Raw genomic sequence first — 17117 nt, forward strand, 5'->3', positions numbered from 1 at the left:
GCACCGCAGGACTCGTCCGATTGGCGTCCCGGCCTATTCCACCACTATTTCCGGTTCCTTATCGGTGGACAAGGCTACCACTGGACTTCGCCCGTGCATCTAAACTACCATGCCCCGCTCGTCATTTTGCCCGGATAACACTCGGTTTATGCAAGACCCTACTACCTTCGTCAATTGGTTCAGAAACTCCGCACCTTATATACACGCGCACCGCAATCGCACGTTCGTGATCTTTTTCAGCGGCGCGGCGGTAACGGAAACCGGTTTCGATTCGCTAATCCATGATCTGGCCATGCTGAAAAGCCTTGGCGCCCGCTTGGTGTTGGTGCACGGCATACGCCCGCAAATCGACGAACGGGTATTACAGCAAGGCGACACGCCAAAATTTCACCACCATTTACGCATCACCGACATCAACACCCTGCGATACGTCAAGCAAGCCGCGGGCTTGGTTAGGGTGGAGATAGAGGCTTTGTTGTCCATGGGCGTGTCCGGATCGCCGATGGCCGGCGCTAAAATCCGGGTGGCTTCCGGCAATTTCGTCACCGCGCAACCCTTGGGAGTACTGGCCGGCATAGATTACTGTTATACCGGCAAGGTCAGACGCATAGACGCCGAAGCGATACACCAACAGTTGGATCAACAAAACGTGGTGTTGATTTCACCGATAGGCTATTCGCCCAGCGGCGAGGTGTTTAATGTATCGGCGGAAGAAGTGGCCACCGAGGTGGCTATTGCCCTGCATGCCGAAAAATTGATCCTGTTGACCGACCAACTGTGTTTGTCGCCGGTCGACAAACAGCCGATACAACAATTGACTGCCGATCAAGCCGGCCGCTTGTTGCAACAATACCCGGACATGCCGGAACCGGTGGTACATTCTTTGAATGCCGCGATTCAAAGCTGTCGCCGCGGCGTGCAGCGCGCACATTTGATCGACCGGCACGTAGACGGCGGCCTATTGCTGGAATTGTTTACCCGCGACGGTGTGGGCACGCTGATCAGTTCGCAAGAATTCGAAACCTTGCGCCCCGCGACCTTGGACGACATCGGCGGCATCATGGAATTGATCAAGCCTTTGGAACAGCAAGGCATCTTGGTCAAACGCTCCAGGGAAAAGCTGGAAATGCAAATCGGCGACTATATCGTCATCGAACGCGACGGACTGATCATCGGTTGCACCGCCTTTCACGTCATGCCGGACGGACAAAATGCGGAAATCGCCTGTCTGGCGGTACACCCGGAGTATCGCAAAGGCGCCCGCGGCAATCGCTTGCTGGAACATTTGACGCAAAAGGCCGCCCAACAGAGCATCGAACGCCTGTTCGTCCGTTCCACCCAAACCGCGCACTGGTTCGTGGAGCGCGGGTTTCTCCCTTGCGATATCGCCGATCTACCCGAACCGATTAAAATGACCTACAACTATCAACGCAATTCCAAAGTGTTTTACAAAACCATTGCTTGAATACTGCCCCACCCAACGTTTCCTATTCACATGTTGAGCAAAGAAGAATTCCTGGCTACCGTAAAAAACACCCCGCTGGTTTCCATCGATTTGGTGGTTCGCGCGCAAAACGGCAAAGTCTTGATGGGCAAAAGAATCAATCGGCCTGCAGCCGGCTATTGGTTTGTACCGGGCGGGCGAATTTATAAAGGGGAAACCCTGGAAGATGCATTTAAACGCATTAGTTTGACCGAATTGGGTATTGAACTGGAAATTTCGGCAGGGGTTTTATTGGGCGCTTTCACCCATATTTATGCCGACAACTTTGCCGGAGCTGCCGGAATAGGCACGCATTATGTGGTGCTGGCCTATCAGTTGCACTTGGAAGCAGCCGACTTAGGCTTGCCGGACCAACAGCACAGTGCTTACCGCTGGTTCGCCGCGGACGACGACCTAAGCGAGGCCCATTTCAACAGCCTAGCGTATTTTCCTTATCTGCAATAACTCTGTTAGCCATGGCTACCCATACCGTCTTGCAAATCACCGATTTGCACTTAAAAACGCCGCGCGCTGCCACCATGCTGGGCATCGATACCGAAGCGTTTTTTCTACAAACCTTACGGCACGCGCTGGACGCACACCCCCGGTGCGATTTGCTGTTGCTTACCGGGGATTTGGCTCAAGACCCGTGCCAGGAGGTCTATCTAAGAATTCGTCAACATCTGGAAAAGACCGGCCTACCCTGCTTATGTTTGCCCGGAAATCACGACGACTTCGAACTCATGCAGCAAAACTTGAGCGGCGGCCAAATAGTGTGCGAACGCACTTTTCAATTGGGCGCCTGGTCTATCATTGTCTTGCATAGCCAGCAGGCTGATAGCCAAACCGGCACGTTAGCCCAAGCGGAATTGCAGTTTTTGCGGGAAACGTTGGAGCACAATGCCCACCGCCCGACCCTGATCGCGGTTCATCATCATTGCATAGCGACCGGCTCGCCCTGGATGGATAGCATGCAGATCGACAACAGCGCAGCGTTTTTGCAACTATTGGCCGAATATCCGCAAGTCAAACTGGTAACCTGCGGCCACGTCCATCAAGAATTCGCCCGCAAATTCGGCACTATTAGCCTATTCGGCACGCCCTCCAGCTGTTTTCAATTCGCCCCGCAATCCCATCAATACGCGTTGGACAATCTGCCGCCGGGATACCGACTTTTTTCGCTAGTCGACGATGGAACATTCGCCACCGAATGCCGCCGCGTGCCGTTGGATATGCGGGATTTAGACCCTAAAGCGCCGGGCTATTAACCTCTTGCAAACCGTTTAGATAGCCGGAGGCGTCTATGCCGGCGTCTCCCGTCAGTAACAACGCGCCCAATTCGTCCATGGCTTTTCGATAAACTCTGCGCTTGAAGTACACAACGTCCTGCAAAGGGTACCAATACTCCACCCATTTGTAGCTATCGAACTCTTGTTTTTGCCCGCAATCGAAACGCACGATGGATTCGTCCGCGCGCAAGCGCAACATAAACCAAATCTGCTTTTGGCCTATGCATAAGGGCAGCGAATTCTTGCGGATGTAGCGTTCAGGCAGCTTGTAGCGCAACCAATAGCGGGTACGACCGATGATCTGAACGTGCTGCGCCTGCAAGCCGGTTTCTTCCCACAATTCCCGATACATCGCGGTTTCAGGATCTTCATTGCAATCGATTCCGCCTTGTGGAAACTGCCACGAGTTGGCCCCCTTGCGTTTGGCCCAGAACACACGACCCTCGTCATTGCAAAGGATAATGCCGACGTTAGGCCGGTATCCTTTCGAGTCTATCATGTAAAAACCTGTACTATATGCGGCCCGATCGGAACGACGGAATGTTAAAATCGCCACCGGGCCCGCCAATAAATTAATGGGCGCAATTGTTCCACAAATGCGCGGCGGAAACCATAAGCCGCTCGGTTTAATTTCTTAACTATCAGGTTTTACGTGAGCTTAGCGATTTTCGATTTGGACAACACGCTGATCGCCGACGACAGCGACTTCTTATGGGGACAATTTCTGGTCGACCGCGGCATAGTCGACAAGAGCTATTACGAGGAAGCCAACGCGAAGTTTTACGAGGATTACAAACACGGGGTATTGGACATCGTGGCGTTTTTACGCTTCTCTTTGGCGCCGCTTGCCGCGCACAAAGCCGAACAACTGCATCGCTGGCGCGACGAGTTCGTTCGCGAGATTATAGAGCCGATTACTTTGCCGGCCGCACACGAGCTGGTCGAAAAACATCGGCAAGCCGGCGATACGCTGCTGGTCATCACCGCGACCAACCGTTTCGTCACCGAACCCATCGTCAAGCTATACGGCATCGATTACCTGCTGGCGACAACCCCGGCGCAAGCGAACGGCGAATATACCGGCGATTTTATCGGTACTCCCTGTTTTCAGGAGGGTAAAGTCCGTCACTTGCAGCAATGGCTTAGTGCCAACGGAGAAAGCCTGACTAACAGCTGCTTTTATAGCGATTCGCACAACGATTTGCCGCTGCTGCGTTTGGTGGACAAACCGGTGGCGGTGGATCCGGACCCCACCTTGAGAGACGAAGCCCAACGGGCAGGTTGGGATATCATCAGCTTGCGCGGCTAGACGCTATTTTTTCTTGATATAAAAAATTTGCCGGTCCGGCTCGCGCAAATTATGTACCAGCGAATGGCCCGCCTGATCGATATAAACGCCGAAATCCAAGTGTGCCGCGGGATCGGTAGCAATCACTTTCACTACCGCACCGCTTTCTATCGCCATGATGGCCTTTTTCAACCTCAATAACGGCAAGGGGCATTGTAATCCGGTCGCGTCGACCTCAAAATCAAATTCGAACATTTGCGTTTTCTCAGGAATTCTCTAGTCCCTGCATCATATCACCAACATTACCCGCCGAAAATCAAGCCGATATGGAATACTTCCCCTTGTTTATGAAGCTCGCCGAGCAACCTTGTCTGGTCGTTGGGGCTGGCGACATTGCCGCTCGTAAGATCGAAATTTTAGGCAAAACCGGCGCGCGTATCAGCGTCGTCGCGCAAGACATCGGTAGCAGCGTTGCGGCGCTGCAACCCGGCTTGAACCTTGACATCCGGCAAAAAGCCTTCGAAGCCGCCGATGTTACGGGCATGCGCTTGGTCATTTCCGCTACCAACGATAGAACAATCAATGAACTAGTCGCCGCCGCCGCCCAAGCCTCGGCCATTCCGGTAAATGTGGTAGACAACCCGGACTTATGCAGCTTCGTGTTTCCGGCTATCGTGGATCGCTCACCGCTAATCATCGCCTCGTCGACAGGCGGCCTCTCCCCCGTTCTGGCCCGCTTGGTAAGGGCCAAAATCGAAAGCGCAATTCCCGCCGCTTACGGCGCTCTGGCGCGGTTTGCCGAGAAATTCCGTCAGCCGGTAAAACAAGCCATTACGGACATCAATCAACGCAGAGCATTTTGGGAATCCGTATTATCCGGCCCCATAGCGGAATTGGTTTTTTCCGGAAAAATCGACCAAGCGGAACAGCGCTTGAGCCAGGAATTACATGCTCAAAACTCTGTCGACACTAAACGCGGCGAGGTTTATTTGATCGGCGCGGGCCCCGGCGACCCGGATTTGTTAACGTTTAGGGCACTGCGCCTAATGCAACAAGCCGACGTGATCGTCTACGATCGTTTGGTATCGGCCGGCATTCTGGACATGGCCAGGCGCGACGCGCAAAAAATCTACGTCGGCAAACAACGAAGTCAGCACAGCCTAGCGCAAGAATCGATCAACGAGCTACTGGCTAATCTAGCCTTGGCCGGCAAACGCGTCGCCCGGGTAAAAGGCGGCGACCCCTTCATTTTCGGACGTGGCGGCGAAGAGATCGAAACCTTGATGCAACAAGGCATAGACTTTCAAGTAGTACCCGGAATCACCGCCGGCGCCGGCTGCGCGAGTTATGCCGGCATTCCGCTAACCCACCGCGACCACGCCCAATCTTGCACCTTCGTGACCGGCCATTTGAAAGACGGCACGATCAACCTGAATTGGAAACAATTGGCAGTCCCTAATCAAACCATAGTCATCTACATGGGCCTGGTCGGTTTGCGTGCGATTTGCGCCGCACTGATCGAGCACGGCTGTCCGGCTGACCATCCGATCGCTATCGTGCAACAAGGCACCACGTCGCAACAGCGGGTATTGACGGGAACTCTTTGCAGCATGCCGGACCTTGCGGAGCAAGCGGACATCAAACCACCCACCCTGATTATCGTCGGCAGTGTAGTCAGACTGCATGAAAAACTGTCCTGGTTTCGTAGTTCGCCGGCAAGCCGTATTTAGCCGGATTAAAGGCATTTGTTTTTTCAGTAGACTTTAAGTTATGGAGTTAACACTTAGCGCCGAAAGCCCGTGAAATGCTCCTGTTTAACAGAAAAGCGATTGAATTTTTCTGCAAAATTCCCTATCCTTTCACGCGTTTTTCCCATTGGTCTGTAGATTGCTTGTGAGATCTACGGCTTTCTTTAAATCACAACGAGAGAACACAATAATGAAAAAATCATTCGGTTTATTAGCAGGTGCAATCCTGATTGCAATCAGCAGTCAAGTCGCCGCCGGCGAAGCGGAAGAAGTTGGCGCAAAAATCTACGAACGCGCTTTCGGACGCGGTTGCGGAGCTTGCCACGACATCGCCTCTAACCCACAACTGAAAGAACTGATCAAAGCGGGTAAATTACCGAAAGACCAATTCGCTACTGTTTTGAAAAACGGTAAAAACGGCATGCCTAAAGCGATGGAAGCCATCATGGCAGTTGGCCCTGTCAAAAAAGCAGGCTACACCGAAGATCAAGCGATCGACGCAGTTTACTCATTCTTGAGCCAATAAGACTACCGGCGTTTTAGACGCAAAAAAGCCGCCCACGTTAGTGAGGCGGCTTTTTTAATGGGCGCAAAAATCACACCGACAAAGCGACGATTACGATTAGCGTTGCTGCTTGTCTCTCTCCAATAAAACCGCATAACCGCTTTGATGCGTTAAACGGTATCGATAGCGCAACCAGATTCCCGCCACCCCGGCCAGCATTAAACCGCAGGAAATAAAAGTTAAATAAACGAAATCTTTTAAGTCAGTGACTTCCTTTATCAATTGCTGATTGACGCCGGGGTCGGCCGATTTGGCTGGCGAATTAGGCGCGTAACCATTCAGCACCTTGACGTCGCTTTTGAGATCCTGCAGGGTGTTCAGCGAATCCGTCAGGCTTCCCCGTTTGATACTGTCTTCCAGAGAGCGGAGTTTGCTTTCTATAGAACCGCTGACCAAACCGAACATCTGAGCTTTCAAAGCGTTGATCTCTGCTGAAATCGCCGGATTTTGCAAAGCGTAAGCGGCTTGCGCGATTTGACCGGCATCCGCTTTAGCCGTAAACGAGGGCTTAGGCACGACGATTAAGCCCAAGATAAACACCGCCAGCATCAATACAAATACCAAGCCCAGCAATATTCGGTTGGCTTTCACTAAGGCTCGGTGTGTCTGCACAACCTGAAGCATCGCTAGCGGACTTGCGTCGCTATCGGCACCATCCGGATTAATCTCAGGCTTATTGCTCATTATTGTTATGTATGGCTAATCAGGAAGCGGTATCGGGAGAAAACGGCGACTAAAAGGCGCTCAACACCCCCCGATTCAGTTGCTCAATTATACAAACTTCCTTGGAAATGTCCTGTTTTATGACGCTAATGGCGAATCACCGGCCTTTTTTTGCGGCGATCCTCATCCTTAACGCATTGAGTTTAATGAAGCCTTCCGCATCTTTCTGATTGTATGCTCCGCCATCTTCCTCGAATGTAGCGATGTTTTCGTCGAACAAACTATTGTCGGACATGCGCCCCACCACGATAACGTTACCTTTATAGAGCTTGACTCTGACTTTGCCGTTTACATTGAGTTGAGAAGCGTCGATCATGGTTTGCAGCAATTTCCTTTCCGGACTCCACCAGTAACCGTTGTAAATGAGTGACGCGTAGCGCGGCATCAATTCGTCCTTCAAATGCGCCACTTCCCTATCCAAAGTTAAAGATTCGATGGCGCGATGAGCTTTCAGCATTACGGTACCGGCCGGAGTTTCATAACAACCGCGCGATTTCATGCCCACATAACGGTTTTCGACAATATCCAAACGGCCTATGCCGTTAGCCCCGGCGATTTTGTTGAGATTTTCCATCACCTGATGCGGCGTATAAGGAATGCCGTCGATCTCGACAATGTCACCGTTGCGATAAGTTAACTCGATATAGGTGGCTTGATCCGGCGCGTTTTCCGGGGAAACCGTCCAGCGCCACATATCCTCTTCCGGTTCCGTCCAAGGATTTTCCAATATCCGCCCTTCGTACGAAATATGCAGCGAGTTGGCGTCCATCGAATAAGGGGACGATTTACCCTTTTTCATTTCCACGGAGATACCATGGCTTTCCGCATAATCCAACAGTTTTTGCCGCGAATTCAAATCCCATTCCCGCCAAGGGGCAATCACTTTGATGTCCGGACGCAAAGCGTAAGCCCCCAGCTCGAAACGCACCTGATCGTTGCCTTTGCCGGTTGCGCCGTGGGAAATTGCGTCGGCCCCGGTTTCGTTGGCGATTTCGATTAAGCGTTTGGCGATCAACGGTCTGGCGATCGAGGTACCCAACAAATATTCGCCTTCGTAAATCGTATTGGCCCGAAACATCGGAAACACGAAATCCCGTGCGAACTCTTCGCGCAAATCGTCGATGTAAATTTCTTTGATACCCGCGGCGCTCGCTTTAGCCCTGGCCGGGTCTAACTCTTCACCTTGGCCGATATCGGCGGTAAAAGTCACTACCTCGCATTGGTAAACATCCTGTAACCACTTTAAAATCACCGAGGTGTCCAGGCCGCCCGAGTAGGCAAGCACGACTTTTTTAACGTCGGACATAATTTGTTTCGCACCCTGTTTATTTAAAAAGTGGGCGAAATTATATAGTGCCCGCCGGAAAACTTGAATGATTAAAAAAGTATCCCCGCAGGATCGGACCGCAGTTTTGTTTGAGCGGTAAAAAACCCTGTTTTTAATGTGCCCCGCGAGCCTGCAGCAGCAGAATTTGTCCCAAGCTACGTAGCCTTACCCATTGCTCCAGTTGCCAACCGCCTAAAAATACTCGCGCACGGTATCGAACAAACGCTGTTGAACAGGTTTGACGGCGATTGCGGCTGGAACTGTCATAAGCTTCGCTGGCATGCGGAACGGACCGGCGGATTAGCAATCGCTCGCTTTTTTTGTTAATCAAACTTGCACCTTTGTTTGGCCGCAACGCTTACCCCATTGCTGTGTGGTCGAGCGATTAAGCAATCACGTTTGCAATCGAGCCAAGCGGCGCAGACTGATGCTGGGCACCGCCCCGAACGTTTTGCGAAAGTCGTGACAGAAGTGGGCGGAATCGCTAAAGCCGGCGGCGTGGGCGGCGACGGTGAAATTATCGCCCGACACAATGCGGGTCAGCGCTTGGCGCATGCGGCTCCAGGCACGGTAGCGGCGAAACGGTACGCCGATTTGTTGGACGAACAGGTGTTGAAAACGCGACGGCGACAAACCCGCTTGCGCAGCCACGGCAGCCAACGGGGTCAACTCGCCATTGTGGCAATGCAGGTATTCGAGCGCTTGCCGCAAGCGCGGATCGACTACCGCGCCGGACGATTTGCGCTTGGCATATTCCAGCAAATCCCGTAAAGCATCCGCCGTCCAGTCGGATCGGTAGCGCTGCTCGTATAGTTCGCGCATAAAGGCGATTTCGCCGCCATCGGCAACCAGCGCACCGTGTTGCGCTTGGCCGTTTTTCAGCAACGGCAGAAAAGCGTCAAGGCCGGCGACGGTCGGTTCCAGGTAAAGCACGGTAATCGGCTCGCCGCCGACCACCAATTCGTGCAGCACGCCGGCGGGGATCACGGCGGTGCGGCACCAATGCCAATCGGTGCCGGGCAAACGCAGGCGGAATTTCCCATACAGCCCGGCCAGAAATACCGGTGCGCCATGCTGGTGAGCCGCGCAGTCATACAACGGCCCACTGAAAAAGGTACGGCCGTCGCGGATGTCCCACAGCGCATCGAAAGCTTTGATCGTAGCAGGTTGGTACAAGCGCGGAGTTGGCATCATCGGTTACGCTCCCACTCGTCGCACCGGCAAGATTTGCCGCCGTCAACCCATTGTTTGCCGAGGATTCTCATGTTTCAATCATCCACCTTTAACACCACTCACTTGATTCTGCTGGCCGGGGCCGGCTTATGCCTGAGCATGGCCTTGGCCATTGCCTGGGTATTGGGCGTCAGCTTGTTTTTTCCGAACAGTGCTTTAGCCGAACATTTAGTCGAGCGCGACGACGTGATCCGCGCCCATATCGATTATCTGATGATGGCGCAGTTTTTGTTGATTTTTTTCTTAGCCTTTCGCCAGTGGCATATCGAGCCGCCCCTGTGGCTGGTTGGCGCTTGCTGCTTTGGGGCGTTTTTCAATCCGTTGGCATTTTTGCTGCGCGGCTTGACGCCTAAAGCCCCGATAACGGTAGTGGTGGAACCGCATTTTCCGTTGCCGGCGGCACTGAGCTTTAGCTTGACCACCGTCGGGTTTCTGGGTGCAGTGCTGTTGGTGATGCGGGCAGCTTGGCGGTGTTATGCCAACGGCAAAAACAACGGCGATTTATAACCCGGCTCTCAAATACCCTTCGCCCTGTCGTAGGACACTCCCCTCGTTCAAATTCAAGCGGGAGTAGCGCGTTAAGCAGCCGTAGCCTATCGCCAAAATGGCTTTAGACTTGGATTAAACCGAACAAATTTCGTCAACCCGGCGCGAAGTTTCGGGTATGATGTGCGGCCTTTTTGGAAGTGCAAACCCGCATGCAAATCGGCCCATACTCCTTACCGAACCGCGTGATGCTGGCGCCGATGGCCGGCATCACCGACAATCCGTTCCGCCGCCTATGTGCTGAATTCGGCGCCGGATTGACAGTGTCGGAAATGGTGACGTCCCACACTCAATTGCAAAATCACCCCCGCACCTTACGCAAAACGGTTATCGACGGCGAGGTCGGTTTACGCTCTGTTCAGATACTCGGCACCGAACCGTCCCAGTTGGCCAAAGCCGCTCGTTTGAACCAGGAACGCGGCGCTCAAATCATCGACATCAACATGGGCTGTCCGGCCAAGAAAGTGTGTGCGATCGCTGCCGGTTCGGCCTTGTTAAAGGACGAAGACTTAGTCGAGCGCATTTTGTCGGCGGTAGTTGGAGCCGTGCAAATCCCGGTTACCCTGAAAATCCGCACCGGTTGGGACAAAAACCAAAAAAATGCGTTAAAAATAGCCCAAATCGCACAGAATTGCGGAGTAATGGCCTTAACCATCCACGGCAGAACCCGGGCCTGTAAATTCGAAGGGCACGCCGAATACGATACGATCAAAGCTGTGAAACAAAGCGTCGGCATTCCGGTCATTGCCAACGGCGACATCGACAGCCCGGAAAAAGCGGAACGTGTGTTAAATTACACAGGGGCCGACGCCGTGATGATAGGCCGGGCTGCGCAAGGCAGGCCTTGGATATTTCGCGAAATCGATGCGCAGCTCAACCAGCAAAATCCTTTCGTCATTTCGATGAGCGAAATCAAAACCGTCATCGACCGTCATTTACTCGATTTATATCGTTTTTACGGTAACTCCAGTGGTGTTAGAATCGCTAGGAAACACATTAGCTGGTATTTAAATCAGATCGGTAACGTGCCGCCGGCCATTAAACGGTGCATCAACCAAGCCGAAACCCCTTCACTACAGCTAGCCCAAGTCGATACAGCGTTTAAATACATCATCCCCCGAGTCGTTTAAATGGAAGATCAATCTACCCCCCTTAAAAGCGCTGCTAGTCAAACGCTATCCGATCATGTACGCCAATGCGTCGAAGATTATTTTAGCCATCTCAACGGACATGACTCTAGCGGGCTTTACCAGCTGGTATTGGCGGAAGTGGAAAGGCCCTTACTCGAAACGGCGATGAAGCACGCCGACTTCAACCAAAGCAAAGCCGCCAAGGTATTAGGTCTAAGCCGCAGCACCTTACGAAAAAAACTGGATCAATACGGCATTGGTTAACCGCCGAATTTATCATCACCGAGGACTACATGAACAAAAAAGTAACCCGCGCACTGGTCAGTGTGTCGGATAAAAACGGCGTTTTAGACTTTTGCCGTGGCCTGCACCAGATGGGCGTCGAATTGTTATCGACCGGCGGTACCGCAAAATTGCTCGCGGAACACCAAATTCCGGTTACCGAAGTGTCGGATTACACCGGTTTTCCGGAAATGATGGATGGACGCGTTAAAACCCTGCACCCCAAAGTTCATGGCGGCATTTTGGGCCGAAGGGGGATAGACGATGACGTCATGGCCGCCAACGGCATAAGCCCCATCGACATGGTAGTGGTTAATCTGTATCCCTTTGAGCAGACCACGGCCGATCCAAATTGCGACCTGGCGACGGCTATCGAAAACATCGATATCGGCGGTCCGAGCATGTTGCGCGGCGCAGCCAAAAACCATACAGATGTGGCCGTAGTAGTAGACCCGGCCGATTATCCTGCAATTTTGGAGCAGCTAAAAAGCCATGCGGGCAACTTGAGCTTGCAAACCCGCTTTGAACTGGCCGTCAAGAGTTTCGAACACACCGCCCGCTACGACACGATGATTTCCGCGTATTTAGCGAAACAAATCAGCGCAGACGACTTTCCGCAAACCTTGAATCTGCAGTTTTACAAATTGCAAGCCATGCGTTACGGCGAAAATCCGCATCAAAACGCCGCCTTTTACAGAGAGAAATCCCCCGCCGCCGGCACCATCGCCTGCGCCAAGCAACTGCAAGGCAAAGAACTTTCTTACAACAATATTGCGGACGCGGACGCGGCATTGGAGTGCGTTAAAGCATTCGACGAACAAGCCGCGTGCGTAATCGTCAAGCACGCCAATCCGTGCGGAGTCGCAATCGGAAACGACATTTTGCAAGCATACGATCTGGCGTACGCGACCGATCCGACCTCCGCCTTCGGCGGAATCATCGCCTTCAACCGCGAGTTGGACGAAAAAACCGCGACAGAGATTGTGCAACGCCAATTCGTTGAGGTGATCATTGCCCCCTCGGTTAGCGACGGCGCTAAATCAGCGTTGAGTAAAAAATCCAATGTCCGTGTATTGGAAACCGGTGTCTGGAGCACAATAAAAGCCACCGGCTTAGAATTCAAACGCGTCGGTGGCGGCCTACTGGTGCAGCAAACCGACGCCGGTTGCATCGACAAAAATGACGTCAAAATCGTCAGTAAACGCGCCCCGACTCCGCAAGAAATGGCCGACTTGATGTTCGTCTGGAAAGTTGCGAAGTTCGTTAAATCGAACGCCATCGTTTACGGTAAAGAAGGCAGAACGATAGGCATAGGCGCCGGCCAGATGAGCCGGGTATACTCCGCCAAAATCGCCGGCATCAAAGCCGCCGACGAAGGCTTGTCGGTACCGGGATCGGTGATGGCTTCCGACGCCTATTTTCCGTTTCGAGACGGCATAGATGCTGCCGCAGCGGCAGGAATCACCGCCGTCATTCATCCCGGCGGGTCGATCCGTGACGCGGAAGTCATCGCTGCCGCCGACGAACATAATATTGCCATGGTGTTGACCGGCATGCGGCATTTTAAGCACTAACTTTTCCTGCAAAAACTCGCCGGCAGAACCTATGAATGCGATCTGCCGGCGGCTGCAATTTTCGTCTTAACATCGTCGGGCATCCGGTTTATCCCCTGACTCACCGCTTCCATTGCACCCTCTTGCCAGAATAATCACCCTAGGCAAGGTAAACACGTTTCTACCAATTTCACCCAATAACTCGCGCCTAACGCCAATATCTCATCGTTAAAATCATAACTGGGGTTATGCAGCATACAGGGTCCGCCACCGTGGCCGTTTAGCCGATGATCACCTTGGCCGTTGCCGATAAAGCAGTAACTTCCGGGCAACAGTTGCAGCATATACGCAAAATCTTCCGCCCCCATGACCGGAAGCTGGACCAGAACATTATCCTCCCCTACCAGACCCGCCATCACGTTTTTCGATATTTCGACTTGCTCCGCGTGGTTGACTGTGGGCGGATAACCTTTGAAAAACTCGATATTGCAGGTCATGCCATAGGCCTGACAAATGTGGCTAGAAATTTCGCGCATACGCTGTTGAATCAGGTCCATCAAATCAGCAGAAAACGTGCGTATCGTACCGGTTAACTCGCAGTTGTCGGAAATTACGTTGGTTGTCTCGCCGACATGCATTGTAGTGATCGACAATACCCCCACGTCTAAAGGATTCGCCGAGCGCGTCAATATTGTCTGCAAGCCTAACACTAGCTGAGCGGCTACCGGTACCGGGTCCAATCCCATATGAGGTAGCGCGGCGTGACATCCCTTGCCAATAATCACGATGCGAAACGTATCGAATGCAGCCATCACTGGACCCGGGCTGATTGCGAACCGACCGACTGCAATGCCTGGCCAATTATGCATGCCATAAACGGCCTGCATCGGAAACTTTTCGAACAATCCATCCTTTATCATCGCCGCGGCACCGCCGCCGCCCTCTTCAGCAGGCTGGAAAATGAAATAAACCGTTCCATCGAAACATCCACTATCCGATAAATGTTTAGCTGCAGCCAATAGCATCGCCGTATGCCCGTCGTGACCGCACGCGTGCATTTTGCCGGTTACTTTAGAAGCGTGCGGGAAAGTATTTTGTTCTTGGATAGGCAACGCGTCCATATCCGCACGCAAGCCTATTGCGTTTTTCGACTGCCCGCTTCGAAGTACACCTACCACGCCTGTGCCTCCTAATCCGCAATGAGTTTGTATCCCCCATTGCGACAACAGTCGCGACACCAATTCGGATGTCTTAAATTCTTGAAAACATAGCTCCGGGGTTGCATGCAAATCGCGCCGCAACGCGATAAACTCTGAAATCGAATCCCGAATTTCCGGCACAACGCTGAAATCGGCAGCTAAGTCATCAAACCTATCTTGCTCCGGCATATTTCTCATTCAATTGTCCCATACTCAACCTCAACCATTTTTCAACAGCTAAACGACAGCATCACCCACGAAAGTCCCTTTAAATGAAGAAGCAACTCCACGCCGACGTACTACGCAATGCCTCATACTTCTTTTTCAACCTTGAATCACCACAAAAGCGAAATAAATTTCCATTTTTTGTTAAAAGCGAATAGAATTACTAACTCAGCTTGCACTGCAAACAAGTGCTTTTGGATATGTAGGGAGATTATATGCTTATCTTGACTCGTAGAGTGGGGGAGACATTGATGATAGGCGATGACGTTACTGTCACGGTCCTCGGAGTAAAAGGCAATCAGGTTAGAATTGGCGTTAACGCTCCGAAAGATGTTTCCGTTCACAGGGAAGAAATATACGAACGAATCAAGAAAGAGCAATCCGAATCCAAACCATCCGATATATAAACGAACGAATTAGGAGAGATGGCCGAGAGGCCGAAGGCGCTCCCCTGCTAAGGGAGTATGTGCCAAAAGCGCATCGAGGGTTCGAATCCCTCTCTCTCCGCCACTTAATAAAAAATAAAGGTTGACACAATAAGAAAATCAGCCTAAAATGCACAGATCAATTAGGCGCCCGTAGCTCAGCTGGATAGAGTACTCGGCTACGAACCGAGCGGTCGGGAGTTCGAATCTCTCCGGGCGCGCCATTACAAATACATTATTCCCCTGTAGCTCAGTCGGTAGAGCGGGTGACTGTTAATCACTAGGTCGGCGGTTCGAGCCCGTCCGGGGGAGCCAGATAAATCAAGGACTTACGATAAATCGCACGTCCTTTTTTTTCGCCTGTCGAGTTCATGTAGGCATTTTTGTTCAATTTATGGGTATGTCGATCAACAGTTTTTTACTCCCAATTCGTCATCAGCATTCGGGGTTGCTGAATAATAGCCAGACTGATTGACACAGATTACCTCCCCTTCCTTCTGTTTCTGAACCCGAACCGCCAAATCGGCGGTTCGACTGCTCCCCATAGATGAGTACCGCCGGCAGGGGCAAGCCTTCCCATTTCTGATCCCAATTCATGTCAGCAATCGATTATGACAAGACGGAATCGAGATTGAAACAAAGTCTATCCTGTCCATTTCCGGCTTTGTAGACCGACGCAAATTTGCGTTCGTCTATCTCGGCAAGCTGTTTTTGTTTAAAACCTGCGATTTGCCGGTTTGGAATATTCCGCCTGCAAGCACAACCATGTTTCTGCTGTCGGGCCATTCACCCAAGCTTCCAGCCGGATTGCCATATCGGCACTAATCGCTGCCCGACCGTTGAGAACACGCGATAACGCTTCCCGAGAAACCCGGCGGCTTCGGCGGGGCCGATACCCAGCGTGGGTAACACGTCCTTTTTCAAAATGCTGCCCGGATGGGGCGGGTTAAGCATATGCATTAGGACACAATCAGCTTGCAACCAAGGGCATCAACAATCTTGGCGATGGTTTCAAACCTGGGATTGCCATCGTCGGCCAGCGACTTGTACAAGCTAGCGCGGGTAACGCAGATCTGTTTGGCTATCTCGGGTCATGCCTTTAGCTCTTGCTGCTGTATTGAGAGCGTGAATAAAATCATTCGCTGTACCTGTCTCGGCTGCATCTTTCAAAAAAAGCTTAATGTCTTCATCCGTCTCCAAATGCTCTGCAATATCAAAAGGCGTAATCCTCATGCTGCAACGTACCTCTGTACCGATAACTTCAGTCCAACCGCGCTAGTGACTGCCAGCAAGGTTTTTATCGTGGGATTACCCTTAGGTGAAAGAGCGCGATAAAGACTCTCACGCTTAATCCCTGCACGCTCGGCAACATCTGACATTCCGTGCGCCTCAGCAATATGTCTCAACGCTGCCAACAAGGCTTCTCTGCCGCCCGGCTGATCGATCTCGTCCAATGCCGCCGCTAGATACTCGTTGGCAAAGTCGGGATCTTCTCTCAGTAGCTCAATAACGGTTTGGTCATGGGGTCTTGATGCTTCAGTCATGGGTTGCTCTCCGCTTCCAGTCTTTCCAATAATCAACAGCTTTTTCAATATCTAACTGCTGTTTTCGTTTGTCAACGCCAATTAACAGCAACAGCAACTTGTCACCGGCCTGTGCGTAATACACGCGGTAACCTGGGCCGTAATCGATACGCAACTCCCACACGCCGTCCTGTATGGGCTTGCAGTCGCCGAAATGTGATTGATTCGCGCAATCCGCCATTGCTGTTAAATGCACGACTGCCGGAATTAGATAGCTTGATAGGCATCTCCGAACGTAAAGAAGAGCTGTGCAAGCTTAAAGAACTGGCCGCAAACAAACCACCTATCGTTGTTCCCGGCGGCCTTGACCTACTGATCCTGTTCTCAAGCGCGTGTGGGAAGCTACCGTAACAGCGCAGAGTCTTGATCTACCGAACATATACCCAGGCTCGATAGCATTCTTTGGGGCCAATCGAACCCCGGGCGATCTTGGTTTCCTTCACGATCCGCGAGTGATCCGGAATCGATTAGCCGGGGGAGATTTGGAGATTCACGAGATCGGTGCGCATCGCTTCGCA

At 52.1% G+C, this 17117-nt stretch carries 22 protein-coding genes and 3 tRNA genes; 14 read left to right on the plus strand and 11 right to left on the minus strand.

The features are described from left to right. Positions 1-148 precede the first annotated feature (148 nt). From argA to AB0A83_RS15905, 3 genes are read left to right on the plus strand one after another with little or no spacing between them, the layout of a single operon-like run. On the plus strand, positions 149-1465 hold the full coding sequence (gene argA / locus AB0A83_RS15895) for an amino-acid N-acetyltransferase (protein ID WP_367154704.1): 1317 nt from the start codon (positions 149-151) through the stop codon (positions 1463-1465). Positions 1466-1495: 30 nt separating this feature from the next. Further along, positions 1496-1948, plus strand: coding sequence for a GDP-mannose mannosyl hydrolase (locus AB0A83_RS15900; RefSeq protein WP_150050016.1), 453 nt, complete (start codon positions 1496-1498; stop codon positions 1946-1948). 11 nt (positions 1949-1959) lie between these two features. Further along, entirely contained in the window at positions 1960-2751 is a 792-nt protein-coding gene (locus AB0A83_RS15905; protein ID WP_367154705.1) for a metallophosphoesterase, read from the plus strand. Here AB0A83_RS15905 and AB0A83_RS15910 read toward each other — a convergent pair. Continuing rightward, entirely contained in the window at positions 2732-3271 is a 540-nt protein-coding gene (locus AB0A83_RS15910) for an RNA pyrophosphohydrolase (RefSeq protein ID WP_150050020.1), read from the minus strand. The two genes, AB0A83_RS15905 and AB0A83_RS15910, sit on opposite strands and share 20 nt — an antisense overlap. A gap of 153 nt (positions 3272-3424) precedes the next feature. On the opposite strand from AB0A83_RS15910, the gene AB0A83_RS15915 reads away from it, so the two are divergent. Beyond that, complete coding sequence (locus tag AB0A83_RS15915; protein WP_150050022.1) at positions 3425-4081, plus strand: HAD family phosphatase; 657 nt, start codon at positions 3425-3427, stop codon at positions 4079-4081. Positions 4082-4084: 3 nt separating this feature from the next. Here the strand turns inward: AB0A83_RS15915 and AB0A83_RS15920 are convergent, their stop codons facing one another. Further along, positions 4085-4315 carry a sulfurtransferase TusA family protein gene (locus AB0A83_RS15920; protein WP_150050024.1) on the minus strand — a complete coding sequence of 77 codons (231 nt, stop codon included), beginning with the start codon at positions 4313-4315 and terminating at the stop codon, positions 4085-4087. Positions 4316-4386: 71 nt separating this feature from the next. Between AB0A83_RS15920 and cysG the strand changes: the two genes are divergently transcribed. Together cysG and AB0A83_RS15930 are read left to right on the plus strand one after the other, a co-directional pair. Next, positions 4387-5790, plus strand: a complete 1404-nt coding sequence (gene cysG / locus AB0A83_RS15925) for a siroheme synthase CysG (RefSeq protein WP_367154706.1) — start codon at positions 4387-4389, stop codon at positions 5788-5790. Between the two features lie 208 nt (positions 5791-5998). Beyond that, positions 5999-6334, plus strand: a complete 336-nt coding sequence (locus AB0A83_RS15930; RefSeq protein WP_150050028.1) for a cytochrome c — start codon at positions 5999-6001, stop codon at positions 6332-6334. A gap of 96 nt (positions 6335-6430) precedes the next feature. On the opposite strand, the gene AB0A83_RS15935 is transcribed toward AB0A83_RS15930, so the two are convergent. The 3 genes from AB0A83_RS15935 to AB0A83_RS15945 all read right to left on the minus strand — a co-directional run bounded on the left by AB0A83_RS15935 (position 6431) and on the right by AB0A83_RS15945 (position 9617). Continuing rightward, positions 6431-7057 (minus strand): hypothetical protein, encoded by a 627-nt coding sequence (locus AB0A83_RS15935; protein ID WP_150050030.1) that lies wholly within the window; start codon positions 7055-7057, stop codon positions 6431-6433. 136 nt (positions 7058-7193) lie between these two features. Next, entirely contained in the window at positions 7194-8402 is a 1209-nt protein-coding gene (locus AB0A83_RS15940) for an argininosuccinate synthase (protein ID WP_150050032.1), read from the minus strand. Between the two features lie 414 nt (positions 8403-8816). Beyond that, the gene (locus tag AB0A83_RS15945) at positions 8817-9617 is read right to left on the minus strand and encodes a helix-turn-helix domain-containing protein (protein ID WP_367154707.1); all 801 of its coding nucleotides are present in this window, start codon (positions 9615-9617) and stop codon (positions 8817-8819) included. A gap of 69 nt (positions 9618-9686) precedes the next feature. Here AB0A83_RS15945 and AB0A83_RS15950 point away from each other — a divergent pair, with 69 nt between their 5' ends. The 4 genes from AB0A83_RS15950 (at position 9687) to purH (ending at position 13188) form a co-directional block, all read left to right on the plus strand. After that, complete coding sequence (locus AB0A83_RS15950; protein ID WP_150050036.1) at positions 9687-10163, plus strand: hypothetical protein; 477 nt, start codon at positions 9687-9689, stop codon at positions 10161-10163. A 191-nt stretch (positions 10164-10354) separates the two neighbouring features. After that, on the plus strand, positions 10355-11332 hold the full coding sequence (dusB, locus tag AB0A83_RS15955; protein ID WP_150050038.1) for a tRNA dihydrouridine synthase DusB: 978 nt from the start codon (positions 10355-10357) through the stop codon (positions 11330-11332). Further along, positions 11333-11596 carry a DNA-binding transcriptional regulator Fis gene (fis, locus tag AB0A83_RS15960; RefSeq protein WP_150050040.1) on the plus strand — a complete coding sequence of 88 codons (264 nt, stop codon included), beginning with the start codon at positions 11333-11335 and terminating at the stop codon, positions 11594-11596. It begins immediately after the preceding gene. 29 nt (positions 11597-11625) lie between these two features. Next, a complete protein-coding gene (gene purH, locus AB0A83_RS15965; RefSeq protein WP_150050042.1) occupies positions 11626-13188 on the plus strand; it encodes a bifunctional phosphoribosylaminoimidazolecarboxamide formyltransferase/IMP cyclohydrolase in 1563 nt (520 codons plus the stop codon). Between the two features lie 134 nt (positions 13189-13322). Here the strand turns inward: purH and AB0A83_RS15970 are convergent, their stop codons facing one another. Further along, a complete protein-coding gene (locus AB0A83_RS15970) occupies positions 13323-14564 on the minus strand; it encodes a M20 aminoacylase family protein (RefSeq protein WP_232056676.1) in 1242 nt (413 codons plus the stop codon). A 242-nt stretch (positions 14565-14806) separates the two neighbouring features. Between AB0A83_RS15970 and csrA the strand changes: the two genes are divergently transcribed. The 4 genes from csrA to AB0A83_RS15990 all read left to right on the plus strand — a co-directional run bounded on the left by csrA (position 14807) and on the right by AB0A83_RS15990 (position 15331). Further along, positions 14807-14998, plus strand: coding sequence for a carbon storage regulator CsrA (gene csrA, locus AB0A83_RS15975; protein ID WP_150050044.1), 192 nt, complete (start codon positions 14807-14809; stop codon positions 14996-14998). Positions 14999-15010: 12 nt separating this feature from the next. After that, positions 15011-15101, plus strand: a tRNA-Ser gene (locus AB0A83_RS15980). A gap of 62 nt (positions 15102-15163) precedes the next feature. Continuing rightward, a tRNA-Arg gene (locus AB0A83_RS15985) sits at positions 15164-15240 on the plus strand. Between the two features lie 15 nt (positions 15241-15255). Then, positions 15256-15331, plus strand: a tRNA-Asn gene (locus tag AB0A83_RS15990). A gap of 400 nt (positions 15332-15731) precedes the next feature. Here the strand turns inward: AB0A83_RS15990 and AB0A83_RS15995 are convergent. From AB0A83_RS15995 to AB0A83_RS16015, 5 genes are all read right to left on the minus strand, one after another. Then, positions 15732-15830 carry a hypothetical protein gene (locus tag AB0A83_RS15995; RefSeq protein ID WP_367154708.1) on the minus strand — a complete coding sequence of 33 codons (99 nt, stop codon included), beginning with the start codon at positions 15828-15830 and terminating at the stop codon, positions 15732-15734. 145 nt (positions 15831-15975) lie between these two features. After that, entirely contained in the window at positions 15976-16068 is a 93-nt protein-coding gene (locus AB0A83_RS16000; protein WP_332095490.1) for a hypothetical protein, read from the minus strand. A 1-nt stretch (position 16069) separates the two neighbouring features. Further along, entirely contained in the window at positions 16070-16249 is a 180-nt protein-coding gene (locus AB0A83_RS16005) for a DNA-binding protein (protein WP_367154709.1), read from the minus strand. After that, on the minus strand, positions 16246-16560 hold the full coding sequence (locus tag AB0A83_RS16010; protein WP_367154710.1) for an addiction module antidote protein: 315 nt from the start codon (positions 16558-16560) through the stop codon (positions 16246-16248). The genes AB0A83_RS16005 and AB0A83_RS16010 overlap by 4 nt, the downstream gene beginning before the upstream one ends. Continuing rightward, positions 16553-16780, minus strand: coding sequence for a type II toxin-antitoxin system RelE/ParE family toxin (locus AB0A83_RS16015; RefSeq protein ID WP_150050102.1), 228 nt, complete (start codon positions 16778-16780; stop codon positions 16553-16555). Before AB0A83_RS16015 ends, AB0A83_RS16010 begins: the two co-directional genes overlap by 8 nt. Positions 16781-17117: the final 337 nt, after the last annotated feature.

This window comes from Methylomonas sp. HYX-M1 (assembly GCF_040741385.1).
Taxonomy (GTDB): domain Bacteria; phylum Pseudomonadota; class Gammaproteobacteria; order Methylococcales; family Methylomonadaceae; genus Methylomonas; species Methylomonas rhizoryzae.

Bases quoted from the DNA above. Each gene is read 5' to 3' on its own strand.
- AB0A83_RS15950 (WP_150050036.1), top strand. From the start codon at position 9,687: ATGTTTCAATCATCCACCTTTAACACCACTCACTTGATTCTGCTGGCC.
- AB0A83_RS15945 (WP_367154707.1), bottom strand. From the start codon at position 9,617: ATGATGCCAACTCCGCGCTTGTACCAACCTGCTACGATCAAAGCTTTC.
- AB0A83_RS15905 (WP_367154705.1), top strand. From the start codon at position 1,960: ATGGCTACCCATACCGTCTTGCAAATCACCGATTTGCACTTAAAAACG.
- AB0A83_RS15970 (WP_232056676.1), bottom strand. From the start codon at position 14,564: ATGAGAAATATGCCGGAGCAAGATAGGTTTGATGACTTAGCTGCCGAT.
- AB0A83_RS16005 (WP_367154709.1), bottom strand. From the start codon at position 16,249: ATGAGGATTACGCCTTTTGATATTGCAGAGCATTTGGAGACGGATGAA.
- AB0A83_RS15940 (WP_150050032.1), bottom strand. From the start codon at position 8,402: ATGTCCGACGTTAAAAAAGTCGTGCTTGCCTACTCGGGCGGCCTGGAC.
- AB0A83_RS15995 (WP_367154708.1), bottom strand. From the start codon at position 15,830: ATGGCAATCCGGCTGGAAGCTTGGGTGAATGGCCCGACAGCAGAAACA.
- AB0A83_RS16010 (WP_367154710.1), bottom strand. From the start codon at position 16,560: ATGACTGAAGCATCAAGACCCCATGACCAAACCGTTATTGAGCTACTG.
- AB0A83_RS16015 (WP_150050102.1), bottom strand. From the start codon at position 16,780: ATGGCGGATTGCGCGAATCAATCACATTTCGGCGACTGCAAGCCCATA.
- AB0A83_RS15910 (WP_150050020.1), bottom strand. From the start codon at position 3,271: ATGATAGACTCGAAAGGATACCGGCCTAACGTCGGCATTATCCTTTGC.
- argA (WP_367154704.1), top strand. From the start codon at position 149: ATGCAAGACCCTACTACCTTCGTCAATTGGTTCAGAAACTCCGCACCT.
- AB0A83_RS15930 (WP_150050028.1), top strand. From the start codon at position 5,999: ATGAAAAAATCATTCGGTTTATTAGCAGGTGCAATCCTGATTGCAATC.
- fis (WP_150050040.1), top strand. From the start codon at position 11,333: ATGGAAGATCAATCTACCCCCCTTAAAAGCGCTGCTAGTCAAACGCTA.
- AB0A83_RS15920 (WP_150050024.1), bottom strand. From the start codon at position 4,315: ATGTTCGAATTTGATTTTGAGGTCGACGCGACCGGATTACAATGCCCC.
- purH (WP_150050042.1), top strand. From the start codon at position 11,626: ATGAACAAAAAAGTAACCCGCGCACTGGTCAGTGTGTCGGATAAAAAC.
- AB0A83_RS15900 (WP_150050016.1), top strand. From the start codon at position 1,496: ATGTTGAGCAAAGAAGAATTCCTGGCTACCGTAAAAAACACCCCGCTG.
- csrA (WP_150050044.1), top strand. From the start codon at position 14,807: ATGCTTATCTTGACTCGTAGAGTGGGGGAGACATTGATGATAGGCGAT.
- cysG (WP_367154706.1), top strand. From the start codon at position 4,387: ATGGAATACTTCCCCTTGTTTATGAAGCTCGCCGAGCAACCTTGTCTG.
- dusB (WP_150050038.1), top strand. From the start codon at position 10,355: ATGCAAATCGGCCCATACTCCTTACCGAACCGCGTGATGCTGGCGCCG.
- AB0A83_RS15935 (WP_150050030.1), bottom strand. From the start codon at position 7,057: ATGAGCAATAAGCCTGAGATTAATCCGGATGGTGCCGATAGCGACGCA.